The sequence below is a fragment of the Methylobacterium sp. Gmos1 genome (genome assembly GCF_053764715.1).
In genome coordinates this window covers 13,859-28,583 of the sequence record NZ_JBSNCC010000004.1, presented here as the reverse complement: position 1 = coordinate 28,583, position 14,725 = coordinate 13,859, and the positions used below count along the sequence as shown (strand labels likewise).

Annotated in this window: 14 protein-coding genes; 8 read left to right on the top strand and 6 right to left on the bottom strand. The window is 71.2% G+C overall.

Going from position 1 to position 14,725, the window contains the following annotated elements; all coding sequences use genetic code 11:
• Positions 1-21: 21 nt before the first annotated feature.
• Together ACS5PV_RS09210 and coaA are read left to right on the top strand one after the other, a co-directional pair.
• A complete protein-coding gene (locus ACS5PV_RS09210) occupies positions 22-345 on the top strand; it encodes a phosphoribosyl-ATP diphosphatase (RefSeq protein ID WP_455395529.1) in 324 nt (107 codons plus the stop codon).
• Positions 342-1,364 carry a type I pantothenate kinase gene (gene coaA / locus ACS5PV_RS09205; RefSeq protein WP_455395042.1) on the top strand — a complete coding sequence of 341 codons (1,023 nt, stop codon included), beginning with the start codon at positions 342-344 and terminating at the stop codon, positions 1,362-1,364. The genes ACS5PV_RS09210 and coaA overlap by 4 nt, the downstream gene beginning before the upstream one ends.
• Positions 1,365-1,533: 169 nt before the next feature.
• Here the strand turns inward: coaA and thpR are convergent, their stop codons facing one another.
• The gene (thpR, locus tag ACS5PV_RS09200; protein WP_455395041.1) at positions 1,534-2,088 is read right to left on the bottom strand and encodes an RNA 2',3'-cyclic phosphodiesterase; all 555 of its coding nucleotides are present in this window, start codon (positions 2,086-2,088) and stop codon (positions 1,534-1,536) included.
• Between the two features lie 5 nt (positions 2,089-2,093).
• A complete protein-coding gene (locus tag ACS5PV_RS09195) occupies positions 2,094-2,750 on the bottom strand; it encodes an arylesterase (protein WP_455395040.1) in 657 nt (218 codons plus the stop codon).
• Between the two features lie 116 nt (positions 2,751-2,866).
• Here ACS5PV_RS09195 and ACS5PV_RS09190 point away from each other — a divergent pair, with 116 nt between their 5' ends.
• The 6 genes from ACS5PV_RS09190 (at position 2,867) to ACS5PV_RS09165 (ending at position 10,215) form a co-directional block, all read left to right on the top strand.
• Positions 2,867-3,562 (top strand): ABC transporter ATP-binding protein, encoded by a 696-nt coding sequence (locus tag ACS5PV_RS09190; protein ID WP_455395039.1) that lies wholly within the window; start codon positions 2,867-2,869, stop codon positions 3,560-3,562.
• Between the two features lie 5 nt (positions 3,563-3,567).
• Positions 3,568-6,162 carry an ABC transporter permease gene (locus ACS5PV_RS09185; protein WP_455395038.1) on the top strand — a complete coding sequence of 865 codons (2,595 nt, stop codon included), beginning with the start codon at positions 3,568-3,570 and terminating at the stop codon, positions 6,160-6,162.
• A 235-nt stretch (positions 6,163-6,397) separates the two neighbouring features.
• The gene (locus ACS5PV_RS09180; RefSeq protein ID WP_455395037.1) at positions 6,398-7,201 is read left to right on the top strand and encodes a Bax inhibitor-1/YccA family protein; all 804 of its coding nucleotides are present in this window, start codon (positions 6,398-6,400) and stop codon (positions 7,199-7,201) included.
• 119 nt (positions 7,202-7,320) lie between these two features.
• Positions 7,321-8,196, top strand: a complete 876-nt coding sequence (locus ACS5PV_RS09175; RefSeq protein ID WP_455395036.1) for a bifunctional helix-turn-helix transcriptional regulator/GNAT family N-acetyltransferase — start codon at positions 7,321-7,323, stop codon at positions 8,194-8,196.
• A gap of 100 nt (positions 8,197-8,296) precedes the next feature.
• Positions 8,297-9,295, top strand: coding sequence for a glycosyl transferase (locus ACS5PV_RS09170; protein ID WP_455395035.1), 999 nt, complete (start codon positions 8,297-8,299; stop codon positions 9,293-9,295).
• Positions 9,292-10,215: an NAD-dependent epimerase/dehydratase family protein gene (locus ACS5PV_RS09165; protein WP_455395034.1), complete on the top strand. Its 924-nt coding sequence runs from the start codon at positions 9,292-9,294 to the stop codon at positions 10,213-10,215. The genes ACS5PV_RS09170 and ACS5PV_RS09165 overlap by 4 nt, the downstream gene beginning before the upstream one ends.
• 97 nt (positions 10,216-10,312) lie before the next feature.
• Here ACS5PV_RS09165 and ACS5PV_RS09160 read toward each other — a convergent pair whose 3' ends face one another.
• The 4 genes from ACS5PV_RS09160 to ACS5PV_RS09145 all read right to left on the bottom strand — a co-directional run bounded on the left by ACS5PV_RS09160 (position 10,313) and on the right by ACS5PV_RS09145 (position 14,479).
• Positions 10,313-10,471: a hypothetical protein gene (locus ACS5PV_RS09160; protein WP_455395033.1), complete on the bottom strand. Its 159-nt coding sequence runs from the start codon at positions 10,469-10,471 to the stop codon at positions 10,313-10,315.
• Positions 10,472-10,567: 96 nt separating this feature from the next.
• Entirely contained in the window at positions 10,568-11,245 is a 678-nt protein-coding gene (locus ACS5PV_RS09155; protein ID WP_455395032.1) for a LabA-like NYN domain-containing protein, read from the bottom strand.
• A gap of 219 nt (positions 11,246-11,464) precedes the next feature.
• The gene (pyrE, locus tag ACS5PV_RS09150) at positions 11,465-12,055 is read right to left on the bottom strand and encodes an orotate phosphoribosyltransferase (protein WP_455395031.1); all 591 of its coding nucleotides are present in this window, start codon (positions 12,053-12,055) and stop codon (positions 11,465-11,467) included.
• 189 nt (positions 12,056-12,244) lie between these two features.
• Complete coding sequence (locus ACS5PV_RS09145; protein WP_455395030.1) at positions 12,245-14,479, bottom strand: RelA/SpoT family protein; 2,235 nt, start codon at positions 14,477-14,479, stop codon at positions 12,245-12,247.
• Between the last annotated feature and the right edge of the window lie 246 nt (positions 14,480-14,725).

Below are 14,725 nucleotides of genomic sequence, written 5' to 3'. Positions count from 1 at the left end.
GGACACATCAACGGCCGCCGCATGACCTCGTTCACCCTCGCCGACCTCGACCGCATCGTCCGCGAGCGCGCCGCCGCCGCGCCGGAGGAATCCTACACGGCGAAGCTCGTCTCCGGCGGGCCGGCGCGGCCGGCCAAGAAGCTCGGCGAGGAGGCGGTCGAGGCGGCCATCGCGGCCGTGCAGGGCGACCGCGAGGGGCTGACGGCGGAGGCCGCCGACGTGCTCTACCACCTGCTCGTGGTGCTGCGCGCCGCCGAGGTGCCGCTGGAGGCGGTGATGGCGGAGCTGGAGCGGCGCACCGCCCAGAGCGGCATTGCCGAGAAGGCGTCGAGGAGGCCCGCATGACCGAGCCAGGCATGAACGGCGCCGTCCCAGCCCCCACCCTCGGCGCGGCGCAGCTGGCGGCGAGCCTCGACGAGGCGACCGACCACCTCTCGCCCTACCGGGTCTTCTCCCGCGAGGAATGGGCGCATCTGCGCGCCGACACGCCGCTCACCCTCACGGCCGAGGACGTGATGCGGCTGCAATCGCTCAACGACCCGATCTCGCTCGAGGAGGTCATCGCGATCTACCTGCCGCTGTCGCGGCTGCTCTCGCTCTACGTCGCGGCGACGCAAGGGTTGTTCAAGGCGACCCAGCGCTTCCTCCTCGCCGAGCGCGAGGTGAAGGTGCCCTACATCATCGGGGTCGCCGGCTCGGTCGCGGTCGGAAAATCGACCACCGCCCGGGTGCTGAAGGCGCTGCTCGCCCGCTGGCCCAACACCCCGAAGGTCGACCTCGTCACCACCGACGGGTTCCTGTTCCCGAACGCCGAGCTGAACCGCCTCGGCCTGATGGAGCGCAAGGGCTTTCCCGAGAGCTACGACAGCCAGACGCTTCTGCGCTTCCTTGCCGACATCAAGGCCGGCAAGCGCCACGTCGCGGCGCCGCTCTACTCCCACCTCGTCTACGACGTGGTCCCGGGGGAGACCACGGTGGTCGACCGGCCCGACATCCTGATCGTCGAGGGGCTGAACGTGCTCCAGCCCGCCCGCCTGCCGCGGGACGGCACCGCGATCCCGTTCGTCTCCGACTTCTTCGACTTCTCGGTCTATCTCGACGCGCACGAGGACGACCTGCACCGCTGGTACGTCAACCGCTTCCTGCGCCTGCGCAACACGGCCTTCCGCGATCCGCTGTCGTATTTCCGCAAGTACGCGGAGATCTCGGAGGACGAGGCGCTGAACATCGCCGACGGGTTGTGGACCCGCATCAACCTCCTGAACCTGCGCGACAACATCGTGCCGACGCGCCAGCGCGCCAGCCTGATCCTCGCCAAGGGCGCGAGCCACCGCATCGAGAGCGTGGCTTTGCGGCGGTTGTGAGCGCCCGGTCGATCGTCGGAACGGGCCATCTCGAAGGGGGTTGCGGTGCGCCATCTCATCCCGGGGCCGTGTAGCGGAACCCGGGACGACGCCGAGGAGGCAAGACGAGGGCGGACATCCATCGAGCCCTCGGGATCGTCCCGGCCGGGCATCCGCCTTCGTCCGGCGATCACGCCTCGTCGTCCTCGTCCAGCGGATAGGCCGCCTCGACGACGTAGGGCCCGCCGCCGACAGACTCGCGTGCCGAGTACAGGGCGACGCGACGCGCCGTGAACGAGAGCCGAGAGAAGACGGGCTGCATCGCCAGGTATTGCGCCACCCCGTCCGGGCCGGCGCCGCGCTTGAGCCGGGCGAGGGTGACGTGCGGCGTGAAGCGCCGCGTGTCGGGGGCGATTCCGAGCTGGCGCAGGATGCGCTCGTGCTCGGCCTGCAACTCGGCGAGGTCGGGATCGGGCACGACGCGGGCAAACAGCGCGTGCGGCTTCTCGCCGCCGAACACCGCCAGTTCGTCGAGGACGAGGGTCAGGGGGGGGCGGGGCCGGATCTCGGCCAGGGCGTCGGTGATCTCGTCAGCGAGGCCGCCATCGACGTCACCGATGAAGCGCAGGGTGACGTGGTAGTCGGCGGGCTCGACCCAGCGGGCGCCCGGCAGGCCGCCGCGGAAGGCGCTGAGCGCCAAGCCGGTCTCGGACGGGACCTCGATCCCGGTGAACAGGCGCGGCATGGCGCTCACGCCCCCTTGCGCAGGCGCGTCAGGAAGTCCTCGACGCTCGGCAGGATGCCGGCGACGACGCGGGCGACGCCGGCCCGCGTCGGGTGCAGGCCGTCGGCGAGGTTGAGGGCGCGGTCGCCCGCGATCCCGTCGAGGAAGAACGGGTAGAGGATCAGGCCATAGCGCTCGGCCAGCCGCGGGAAGATCCCGTCGAAGCGCTTCACGTAGTCCGGCCCGAGATTCGGTGCCGCCCGCATGCCGGCGAGCAGGACCGGGATGCCGCGGGCCTTGAGCTTGGCGATGATCGCGTCGAGGGCCTTCTCGGTCACCGCCGGGTCGGTGCCGCGCAGCATGTCGTTGGCGCCGAGCTCCAGGATCACCCCGTCGGTCCCGTCCGGCACCGACCACTCGACACGGTCGAGCCCGCCCGTCGCGGTGTCGCCGGAGACGCCCGCATTGGCGATCGTCACGGCCTGGCCCTTCGCCTTGAGCGCCGCTTCGAGCTGGACCGGGAAGGCGGCGTCCGCCGGCAGGCCGTAGCCCGCCGTGAGGCTGTCGCCGAGGGCGACGAGGTTGAGGGGGCGCGGTTCGGCGCGCAGCGGCGTCACGAGCGTCATCACCAGCGAAACGACGAGAAATGCGAGCGCCGCGCGGCGGCCATCATGGCGAAGCATCGATGCGCGGCCCATATCGGGCCGGCGGGCCGCCTGTCCTGCGTAGGTCCGTCCCAACACTCAACCTCCGGCGGCGGCCCCAGTGGTCGCCGCGCTTCAAGATCGGTTCTTCCCCCATGACCGACAAGGCCACCGCACCGGCGATCGCGCTCGAGGGCGTCGATCTCAGCCTCGGCCGCGGCGCCGCCCGGGTCCACATCCTCAAGGGCATCTCGCTCAGCCTCGCTCCGGGCGAGGCGGTCGGCCTCGTCGGCCCCTCGGGCTCGGGCAAGTCGACGCTGCTGATGACCATGGCGGGGCTGGAGCGGCCGGATTCCGGAAGGGTCGTGGTCGAGGGCACCGACCTCGCCGGGCTCGACGAGGACGCGCTGGCGCGCTTCCGCGGCCGGCGCATCGGCATCGTGTTCCAGTCCTTCCACCTCGTGCCGACGATGACGGCGCTCGAGAACGTGGCGCTGCCGCTCGAACTGGCGGACGCCCCCGACGCCCACGCCCGAGCGGCGCGGGAGCTGGAGGCGGTCGGCCTCGGGCACCGCCTGCACCATTACCCGGCCCAGTTGTCGGGCGGCGAGCAGCAGCGCGTCGCCATCGCCCGGGCGGTGGCGCCCGAGCCCGCGATCCTGGTCGCCGACGAGCCGACCGGCAACCTCGACGAGGCGACCGGGGCGCAGATCGTCGACCTGCTCTTCGCACTCAAGCGCGACCGCGGCGCCACCCTGGTGCTCGTCACCCACGATCCCGGCCTCGCCCGCCTGTGCGACCGCACGGTGCGGCTGCGCTCGGGGCTGATCGACGAAGCGGTGAGCGCGTAGATCTCATGCACGGCAGCCTTTCCGAGCTTCCCGCCCAGCTTCCCGGCGTCACGCCCGGTCGTCCCTCGCGCCTGCCGCTGACCCTGCGCCTGGCTCTGCGCGAATTGCGCGGGGGCCTGCGCGGCTTCACGGTGCTGCTTGCCTGCATCGCCATCGGGGTCGCCACCATCGCGGGCGTCGCCTCGCTGTCGCGCTCGCTCTCCGACGGGCTCGCCCGCGAGGGGCGAAAAATCCTCGGCGGCGACGTCACCTTCGGGCTGGTCCACCGCGAGGCGAGCCCGCAGGAGAAGGCCTTCCTGGAGGCCCGCGGCCGCGTCTCGGCGGTGGGCTTCACCCGCGCCATGGCCTCGGCGGGCGAGAAGGGCGCGGCCCTGGTCGAGCTGAAGGCGGTCGGGCCCGATTACCCGGCGGTCGGCGAGCTGACGACCGAGCCGCCGATGCCGCCTGCCGAGATCTTTTCCGCCACGAACGGCGTTTACGGCGCGGCGGCAGACGCGGCGCTGCTGGCCCGCCTCGACCTCAAGGTCGGCGACCGGCTCACCGTCGGCGGGGCCGAGATCGTGCTGCGCACGGTGCTGACAGCTGAGCCGGACAAGATCGCCGGCGGCATCGGTTTCGGGCCGCGCCTGATGGTGTCGCTCGACGCGCTCAGAGCCACCGGCCTCGTCCAGCCCGGCAGCCTCAACCGCTTCGTCTACCGGGTGACGCTGCCGGCCGGCGACGACGCGGCGGTGGAGCGCACGATGGCCGAGGCCCGCAGCGCCCTGCCGGAGGCCGGCTGGGAGATCCGCTCGCGCCTCAACGCCGATCCGCGCTTTGCCCGCAGCATCGAGCGCTTCACCCAGTTCCTGACGCTCGTCGGCCTCACCGCGCTCCTCGTCGGCGGCGTCGGGGTCGCCAACGCGGTCCGGGCCTTCGTCGAGCGCAAGCGGGCCTCGATCGCGACCCTCAAGAGCCTCGGCGCGCCCGGGAGCCAGGTGGTCGGCATCTACCTGACCCAGGTGATGCTGATCGCCGGGATCGGCATTCTCGGCGGCCTTCTCGTCGGCGCGGTGCTGCCCTTCGCCCTCGATGCGGCGTTCGGGTCGCTGCTTCCGCTGCCGCTCAACCCCACCCTGGCGCCGGGCGAGCTCGCGATCGCCGCCCTCTACGGTGTGCTCACGGCGCTCGCCTTCGCCATCGGCCCGCTCGGCCGCGCCCACGACGTCGCGGTGTCGGGCCTGTTTCGCGACACGGTTGATCCCGACCGGCGCTGGCCGCGGCCGCGCTATCTCGCGGTTCTCGGCCTCGCGCTCGCCGGCCTCGTCGCGCTGGCGCTCACCACCGCCTACGACCGCTTCGTGGCGCTGATCTTCATCGTCGCGGCCGGCCTCGCCTTCGGGCTCCTGCGCCTCGTCGCCGTCGGGCTGATGGCGCTGGCGCGCCGCCTGCCGCGCCCCGGCAGCGCCGCGCCGCGGCTGGCGCTCGCCAACCTCCACCGGCCCGGAGCACTGACGCCCTCGATCGTGCTGTCGCTCGGCCTCGGCATCACGCTGCTCGTGACCTTGAGCCTGATCGACGCCAACATCACCCGGACGCTGACCCGCTCGCTGCCGGCCAAGGCCCCGAGCCTGTTCTTCCTCGACATCCCGAGCCGCGACTCGGAAGCCTTCGACCAGTTCCTCGGGCGCGCCGCGCCGCGGGGTAAGATCGAGCGCGTGCCGATGATGCGCGGGCGGATCACGGCGTTGAACGGCGTGCCGGCGGCCCAGATCAAGGCGAGCGAGGAGGCCGCCTGGGTGCTCGACGGCGACCGCGGCATCACCTACGCCGAGGACCTGCCCGACGGCTCGCGGATCACCGCGGGCCAGTGGTGGAAGGGTGACGAGGCGAAGAAACCGCTCGTCTCCTTCGACGACCAGCTCGCCCGCAGCCTGAACCTCAAGGTCGGCGACCGGGTGACGGTGAACGTGCTCGGGCGCAGCCTGACCGTCACCATCGCCAACCTGCGCCACGTCGAGTGGCGCAACCTCGGCATCAACTTCGTGATGGTGTTCTCGCCCGGCACCTTCCGGGGTGCGCCGCACAGCGACCTCGCGACGCTCACCCTGCCGGAGGGGCCGGATGCCGCCCTGGAGGCGCGGATCCTGCGCGATGCGGCCAAGGAATTCCCGTCCGTCAGCAGCGTGCGGGTGAAGGACGCCCTCGACGCGGTCAACGACCTCGTGGCCAAGCTCGTCTTCGCCATCCGCGGCGCCAGCGGTGTGGCGGTGGCCACCAGCCTGTTCGTGCTGGCGGGCGCGCTCGCCGCCGGCCACCGGGCCCGGCTCTACGACGCGGTGGTGCTGAAGACGCTCGGCGCCACGCGGGCCCGGCTCCTCGCCGCCTACACGATGGAGTACGGGGCGCTGGGTCTCGCCACCGCCGTGTTCGGCCTCGTCGCCGGGACGCTGGCGGGCTGGGTGATCCTCACCAAGGTCATGCATCTCGATTTCGCCCTCGACCTGTCGGGGGCGCTGCTCGCGGCGCTGCTCGCGGTCGTCGTGGCGGTCGGGCTCGGGCTCGCCGGCACCTGGCGCATCCTAGGCCAGAAGCCGGCGCAATACCTACGAAATCTCTAGGGGTCTTAATCCATAAGTATCCCTGCGGCGTAGGGACCCCGGTTTTTGGTGTGCCGAGGCCGGCTATCGCTCCGGCACCGCCCTTGTGCCGGCTGATCGAGGTCCACATATTCCGGTCAAGGCGAGCGGACCCGCGAGGGCCCGGGCGCCAATCCGACGCGTCAAGCGTCCGAGGGTCGCGTGAGAGCCTCGCACCAGGAACATCCACGCTAGAGAGCTTCCGAAGGAATCTCCCATGGCATTCGAGAACAGCCCGTTCCGGCAGGGCAACGCGAACGGCTTCGGCGGCCCCACCGGCTACGCTCAGAGCCAGGTCCAGGTCGACCAGGGCCTGCGCGCGTTCATGCTCGGCGTCTACAACAACATGATCATCGGCCTCGGCATCTCCGGGCTGGTGGCCATCGGCATCAACAAGCTCGCGGTGGCGACCTCGCAGGCGGACGCGGTGGCGCGGATCGGCTCGATCCCGCTGACCAGCTTCGGCCGCACGCTCTACGCCACGCCGCTGATGTGGGTGATCGCGCTCGCGCCGCTCGCCTTCATCTTCCTGTTCTCGTTCCGGATGGACCGGATGTCGGCCGCGTCGGCCCGCACCACCTTCTTCGCCTTCGCGGCGGTGATGGGTGCGTCGCTCTCGACGCTGCTCATCCGCTACACCGGCGCGAGCGTGGTCCAGGTGTTCTTCATCACCGCGGCGGCCTTCGGCGGCCTGAGCCTCTACGGCTACACCACGACCCGGAGCCTGTCGGGCATCGGCTCGTTCCTGGTGATGGGCCTGATCGGCCTCGTCATTGCCAGCCTGGTCAACATCTTCCTGGCCTCGAGCGCCCTGCAATTCGCGATCTCGGTCATCGGCGTGCTGATCTTCGCCGGCCTGACCGCGTACGACACGCAGAAGCTCAAGGAGATGTACCTCTACGGCAACTTCGACGGCGAGACCGCCGCCAAGGTGTCGGTGGTTGGTGCCCTGACGCTGTACCTGGACTTCATCAACATGTTCCAGTTCCTGCTCTCGCTGATGGGCAACCGGAACAACTAAGCCTCCCCGGGGCGGTGCGCCGCCCCGGTCCGCCTACGAGAAGCCCCGGCACCATGGCCGGGGCTTCTTGCGTTGAGGACCCCGTTGACGATGCAAATTCCCTGACTTAAGTCAGCGATATGCCGATCGACGCCATCAGCCGCATCCGCCGCTTCAACCGCGCCGTGACCGCCGAGGTCGGGGCGCTCGACACCTCGTTCCTCGGGCGCGGCCGGCCCCTCGGCGCGGCACGGGTGCTCAATGCCATCGGCCACGGTCGCGGCGAGGTCGGGGCGATCCGTGACTATCTTGGGCTCGATTCCGGCCTGCTGAGCCGGCTCCTGCGCGGGCTGGAGGAGGAGGGGCTGGTCGTCACCCTGCCGCATCCGGACGACGCCCGCCGCCGGGTCGCCGCCTTGACCGAGGCCGGTCGGCAAGAGTTTTCCGCCTACGAGGCCCTGTCGAACGACCGGGCCGAGGCGCTGCTCGCGCGCTTTCCCAAGGGCGACGAGCTTTTGCGCGCCATGGACCTGGTCGCCACGGCGCTCGGCCGCGAGCGGATCACGGTCGAGGAGACCGATCCGCGCTCCGGAGCGGCTCTGCACTGCCTGAGCGAATACTACGCCGAGTTGGGGCGGCGGCTCGCCACCGGCTTCGACGTCTCCCTCTCCCGCGACCCGGAGGCGGCCGACATGATGCGCCCGCGCGGCGCCTTCCTGGTCGCCCTGTCGGACGGGCTGCCGATCGGCTGCGTCGGCCTCAAGGGCAAGGGTGGGGACATGGCCGAGATCAAGCGGCTCTGGGTCTGCACGTCCGCCCGCGGCCTCGGCCTCGCCCGCCGCCTGATGGAGGCCGCCGAGACGGCGGCGCGGCAGCTCGGCATCACGACCCTGCGCCTCGATTCGAACAGCGCGCTGACCGAGGCGTTGCAGCTCTACCGCCGCACCGGCTGGGTCGAGATCGACCGCTTCAATGACGATCCGTACCCGGATTATTTCTTCGAGAAGCGGTTGTAAGGAGTGGTCGAGCGAGCCGGACAGGCTCTGCCGTTGCACCGTCTGGCCGCCTCGAAGCCGGTAGGGTAGGGGTGGGCACCACGCCCGCCGCGATCACCGCATGCCGCTCAGCCCCCTCGTCGCCGTTCCCCTCGCCGCTTGCCTGTCGTCCGGGCTGATCGTCGCCTTACGGCCGCTGCTCCAGCGCTACGCCCTGGCGCGGCCGAATGCCCGCTCCAGTCACAGGATCCCGACCCCGCAGGGCGGCGGCATCGCCGTGGTGGCGGCGGCGCTCGCGGTGATGGTCCTGCTCGGCGGCGTGTCCGGGGGCGAGGTCGCGGCGCTGGCAGCGGGGGTGGTGGTGCTCGGCGTCGTCGGCGCCGTCGACGACATCCGGCCCCTGTCGGTGCGGGTGCGGCTGCCGCTCCAGGCGGCCTGCGTGGTGCTGGTCCTCACCGCCGCGGGCGGGCAGCTGGTGCCCGAAATCCCGCTCTGGCTCGAGCGCGGCGTCGCGGTGCTGGCCGGGCTGTGGTTCGTCAACCTCACGAACTTCATGGATGGGCTCGACTGGATGACGGTGGCCGAGATGGTGCCGCTGCTCGGCGCGCTCCTGGCTTTCGGTCTCGCCGGCCGCCTGCCCGCGGACGCGACCCTGGCCGCGGCGGCGCTCCTCGGCGGGCTCCTCGGCTTCGCGCCGTTCAACCGGCCGGTGGCGAAGCTCTTCCTCGGCGATGTCGGCTCGCTGCCGATCGGGCTCATCGTCGCCTGGCTGCTCTACCGCCTCGCCGGGGAGGGGGGGCTCGCCGCCGCGATCCTGTTGCCGCTCTACTACCTCGCCGACGCGACCCTGACCCTCGGCCGCCGGGCACTCGCCGGGGAGCCGGTCTGGCAGGCGCATCGCAGCCATTTCTACCAGCGCGCCACCACCAACGGGCGCTCGGTGCCGTTCGTGGTCGGGGCGGTCCTCGGCCTCAACCTCGCCCTGGCGCTCCTCGCCGCCGCGACCCTGGTGCTGCCGGGCTGGACGGCGTCGCTCGTCGCCCTGGCCCTTGGCGCCGGGCTCGTCGCCGGCCTGCTCCGGCTCTTCGCCCTGCCCGCCATCCGGAACGCCGCCGCATGACCGCTCCCCTCGTCGCCCTCACCGGCTCGACCGGCTTCATCGGCCGCCACCTCCTGGCGGCGCTGACCGCCCGCGGCTACCGGGTGCGGGTGTTGTTGCGCCGGCCGATCGCGCTGCCGCCGGGCATCAGCGGCGCGGTGGTGGGCGACATCGCCCGGCCGCAGAACATGGCGGCGGCGCTCTCGGGCGCCGACGCGGTGGTGCACTCGGCCGGCCTCGCCCACGCCATGTCGGGGGCGCCGGAGGACGATTACCGCACCTTCAACACCGAGGCGACCCGCGGCCTCGCCCAGGCGGCGGCCCGCGCCCGGGTGCGCCGCTTCGTGTTCCTGTCCTCGATCCGGGCGCAGGCCGGCCCGTCCGCCGCCGGCCTCCTCACCGAGGCCGATGCCCCCGTCCCGACCGACGCCTACGGCCGCTCGAAGCTCGCCGCCGAGGAGGCGCTGGCGGGCATCGACATCGATTACGTGTCGCTGCGGCCGGTGCTGGTCTACGGCCCGGGCCAGAAGGGCAACATGGCGGCGCTGATGCGGCTCGCCGCGGCACCGTACCCGCTGCCCCTCGGGGGACTCGCCGGGCGGCGCTCGCTGGTCTCGGTCGAATCGCTCGGCGACGCCGTCGACGCGGTGCTGCGGGCGCCCGATCCTCTGCGCCGGCCGCTGATCGTGACCGAGGCCGAGCCGTTGCGTGTCCCGGAGATGATCGCGGCCCTGCGCGCCGGCCTCGGCCGCCGGCCGGGCCTCGTGCCGGTGCCGCAGGCTCTCCTCGACCTGGGCTTGGCGCTGACCGGGCGTGCCGAGATGCGTGAGCGCTTGAGCGGCTCCCTCGTCGCCCGCGCGGCGGGGCTGGAGGCGCTGGGATGGACGGCGCCGGTCGAGACCCGCGGCGGCCTCGAAACCCTGGCCCGGACCGGCGGCTGACGACGGGGCGCCCGGCTAAGTGCACCTCACGAAACGTCCGCTGCGCTGGCGCCGCCACATCGAGCGACGCCGGTGACCGCCAGTTTCGTGCGAGACACTAATCCCGGAACGCGCCGACGATCATCGCCCCGAGGCCCCAGATCCCTCGCGCGACCGCCACGATCATCTCGAGGATGTCAGGCAGCTCCCACCAGGGGAAACCGTCCTTCTTCTCACGGTCGTCCTCGGACCTGTCCTCTGTCTCCCGCTCCTCCACTGCCCGCCACTCCGACTCAGAACCGCCGCGAACGGATCACGGCGGCCCGATCGGCCGCCGTGGAGAGCATCGGGCCGCCTCGGGACAGAGACGGCATCAATCCTCCGCGTCGTCCTCGTCGGATTGGCGGATGCCGTAGCGGTTCTCGAGGTTGACGGTGGCGCGCGGCGCCCGCTCGGCCGGATCCCGGGGCGCCGCGTCGCGCGGGCCGTCCGGACCGAGGGCGCGGGCCGGACGGGCCGGGCGATCGCCCTGATCGCGGCCGATGCGCGGAATCAGCTGCACGATGTCGACGAAGTCGTCGGCCTGGCGCCGCAGTTCGTCGGCGACCATCGGCGGCTGGGTCTGCACGGTCGAGACCACGGTCACGCGCACGCCGCGGCGCTGCATCGCCGCCACCAGCGGCCGGAAGTCGCCATCGCCGGAGAACAGCACCATGTGGTCGATGTAGGGGCTGAGCTCCATGGCATCGATCGTCAGCTCGATGTCCATGTTGCCCTTGATCTTGCGGCGGCCGGTCGAGTCGGTGAATTCCTTCACCGGCTTGGTGACGACCCGGTAGCCGTTGTAGTCGAGCCAGTCGATCAGCGGCCGGATCGAGGAATATTCCTGGTCCTCGACCAGGGCCGTGTAATAGAAGGCGCGAACGAGGTTCTCGCGGGCACGAAAATCGGCCAGAAGCTTGCGGTAATCAATGTCGAAGCCGAGGGCCTTGGTGGTCGCGTAGATATTGGCGCCGTCGATGAACAGGGCGCTGCGGGACGGACTGGGCATCATTTATCCTTGGACGCACGGTACGGCCGCGCGGGAAGAATCACTTGCGAGAAAAGCCGCCATGAGCAAAGCAACTGCCCCCTGAGTATCCAGGCGGAGGCAATCGGCGCGGGTGCCGCACACCGCGTAGCGGCCGCAATGCGTCCAGCTAAATATGCGCCGCCGCGCCTGTCAAGCGGCGGCGCGACGGGTCGAGGGCGCGAGCGCGCGAAGGGGGCGTCAGGCCCCCGGCAGGGCGCGGCTGCCGGGTTTCACCGCGGGGATCGCGGCGAGTTCCGGCGGCAGCTGGTCGGCCGGGTAGTTCGGGATGTCGAGGGTGACGAGGGCGACCAGCGGCAGGCCGAGATCGGCCTTGCCGCCCGAGCGGTCGATCAGGCAGGCCGCGCCCACCACCTCGCCGGGCTCGTCGGTCAGGGCCGCCAGGCACTCGCGGGACGACAGGCCGGTGGTGACGATGTCCTCGACCATCACCGCGCGGGCGCCCTTCGGGATCTGGAAGCCGCGGCGCAGGGTGAACGGCTTGCCCGGGTCGCGCTCGACGAAGATCGCCTTGGCGCCGAGCGCCCGGGCGGTCTCGTAGCCCGGCACGATGCCGCCGACCGCCGGCGAGACGACGTAGTCGATCCGGCCGTAGCGGTCCGCGATGCGCTCGGCCAGGGCGGCGCAGACCCGCGCGGTGCGCACCGGATCGGTGAAGATCGCCATCTTCTGCAGGAACACCGCGCTGTGCAGCCCGGAGGAGAGCACGAAATGGCCCTCCAGCAGGGCGCCGGCGGAGCGGAATTCAGCGAGGACGTCGTCGGAGGTCATGGCACCCTTCAGTGGTCGTAGGAGGATCACTGAGCCGGGGCTTGTGGCAGCCTGCCTGCCCCGGTGCAATCCTGCCCGGTCAGCCGGCTAGAGAGCTTCACGATCGCGCTGCAATCGCGAAGCTCTCTAGGTTGTTGATTTGGCAGCATTTTCTGCGACGAACCGGTTTCCACCTCGTCAGAAAACGCTCTATCCGTTCACCCGGTCGACCCGGCTCACCACGCGCTTGGCCCGCAGCTCCGACACGATGGCGTTGAGGTGCTTGAGGTCCCAGACCGCGAGGTCGATGGTGACGTCGGTGAAGTCCTGGGTGCGGCGCTTCATCGAGATGTTGTCGATGTTGCCGTCGTGGTCGGCGATCACCTGGGCGATCTGGGCGAAGCTGCCGGGCTCGTTGATCGATTGCAGGGCCAGCCGAGCCGGGAAGCGCTGGTTGGAGGCACCGTCCACGTCCCAGCGCACGTCGAGCCAGCGGTCGGGCTCGTTGTCGAAGGCGGCGAGCGCCGGCGACTGGATCGGGTAGATGGTCACGCCCTCGCCCGGCGTCAGGATGCCGACGATCCGGTCGCCCGGTACCGCGCCGCCCTCGGGGGCGAAGCGCACCAGGAGGTCGCGGTCGAGGCCGCGGATCGGGATCGCGCCCTCGTCGGGCGCGCCTTCCTTGCCGGGAGTCTTGCCCGGCCAGGTCAGGCGCACCGTCTGGTCCTTGTCGAGGGACAGGCGGCCGGCGCCGTTGACGTGCGGGCGCGGCTGGCCCGGGCCGGCCTGGCTCGCGGCAGCACCCCGGCGCTCGTCCTTGTAGTCGGGGTAGACCGCCTTCACGACGTCGCCGGAGAACATCTCGCCCCGGCCCACCGCCGCGAACACGTCCTCCGTCGACTGGCGGGCGAGCCGCGGCAGCGCGCCGCGCAGCTTCTCGTCGGAAAAATTCTTGCCGGCCCGCTCGAAGGCACGATCGAGGATCTGCCGCCCGAGGCCCGCATATTGCCGGCGCACCGCCGAGCGGGTGGCGCGGCGGATCGCGGCGCGCGCCTTGCCGGTGACCACGAGGGATTCCCAGGCCGCCGGCGGGATCTGGCCGTCGGCCCGGGCGATCTCGACCTCGTCGCCGTTCTGCAGCTCGGTCAGCAACGGGGCGATGCGACCGTTGATCTTGGCCCCCACCGCGGTGTTGCCGACGTCGGTGTGGACCGCGTAGGCGAAGTCGATCGGCGTCGCGCCGCGGGGCAGGGCGATCAGCCGGCCCTTCGGGGTGAAGCAGAAGACCTGATCCTGGAACAGCTCGAGCTTGGTGTGCTCCAGGAACTCCTCGGGGCTGTCGCCCTCGGCGAGCAGCTCGATGGTGCGGCGCAGCCACTGGTAGGCGCCGCTCTCGGTCGCGAGGTGCGGCGCGCCGTCCTTGTAGAGCGCGTGCGCGGCGATGCCGTACTCGCCGATCTCGTCCATCTCGGTGGTGCGGATCTGCAATTCGACGCGCTGGCTCTTCGGCCCGATCACGGTTGTGTGGATCGAGCGGTAGTCGTTCTGCTTCGGCGTCGAGATGTAGTCCTTGTAGCGCCCCGGCACCATCGGCCAGGTGGTGTGGACGACGCCGAGCGCGCGGTAGCAGGTGTCGACGCTGTCGACGATGACCCGGAAGCCGAAGATGTCGGACAGCTGCTCGAACGCGACCGACTTGCGCTCCATCTTGCTCCAGATCGAGTAGGGGCGCTTCTGCCGGCCCTTGACGATGGCGGTAATGCCGGCATGCGCGAGCTTGGCGACGAGGTCGCGCTCGATGCTCTCGACCAGCCGCTCGGACTTGGCCGAGAGGTCGGAGAGGCGCTTGGCTATCGTGGCGTAGACGTCGGGCTTGAGGTTGACGAAGGAGAGGTCTTCCAGCTCCTCGCGTAATTCCTGCATGCCCATGCGGCTTGCCAGCGGCGCGTAGATGTCGAGCGTCTCCTGCGCGATGCGGGCGCGCTTCTCCGCCGGCATGTGCTGGAGGGTGCGCATGTTGTGCAGCCGGTCGGCGAGCTTGACGAGCAGCACCCGCACGTCCGCCGCGATCGCGAGCAACAGCTTGCGGAAGTTCTCGCCCTGCGCCGCGCGCTTCGAGACGAGGTCGAGGCGCTTGATCTTGGTCAGCCCGTCGACGAGCTTGCCGATCTCGGGGGTGAAGACCCGGTTGATCTCGTCGAGGGTGGCGGCGGTGTCCTCGACGGTGTCGTGCAGCACCGCCGCCACGATGGTGGCGTCGTCGAGCCGAAGATCCGTGAGGATGGCCGCCACCTCGAGCGGGTGGGCGAAGAACGGATCCCCCGAGGCGCGCTTCTGCGTGCCGTGCGCCCGCATCGCGTAGACGTAGGCCCGGTTCAGCAGTCCCTCGTCGGCGCCGGGATTGTAGGCCTTGACCCGCTCGACGAGCTCGTACTGGCGCATCATCCGCCGTTGGTCTCCTTGAGCGCGACAGGGCGCCGGCACGCGGCCGGCGCGGGGGCGTCGCGGCGTGCCGAAAGGATCCGGTTGCGCTGAACGCCGACGACGCTTGTGGAGGTCCGAGGACCAATATCGAGCCGAACGGGCGGCCGCGCCAGCCCCTAAACGCCGCGGCAGCCCCGCTTCCGTGCCGCAGCGCAAAAAACCTCACGAAAAAACCCGGCCTCCCGGCCGGGTCTCGCCGGCCCCTCG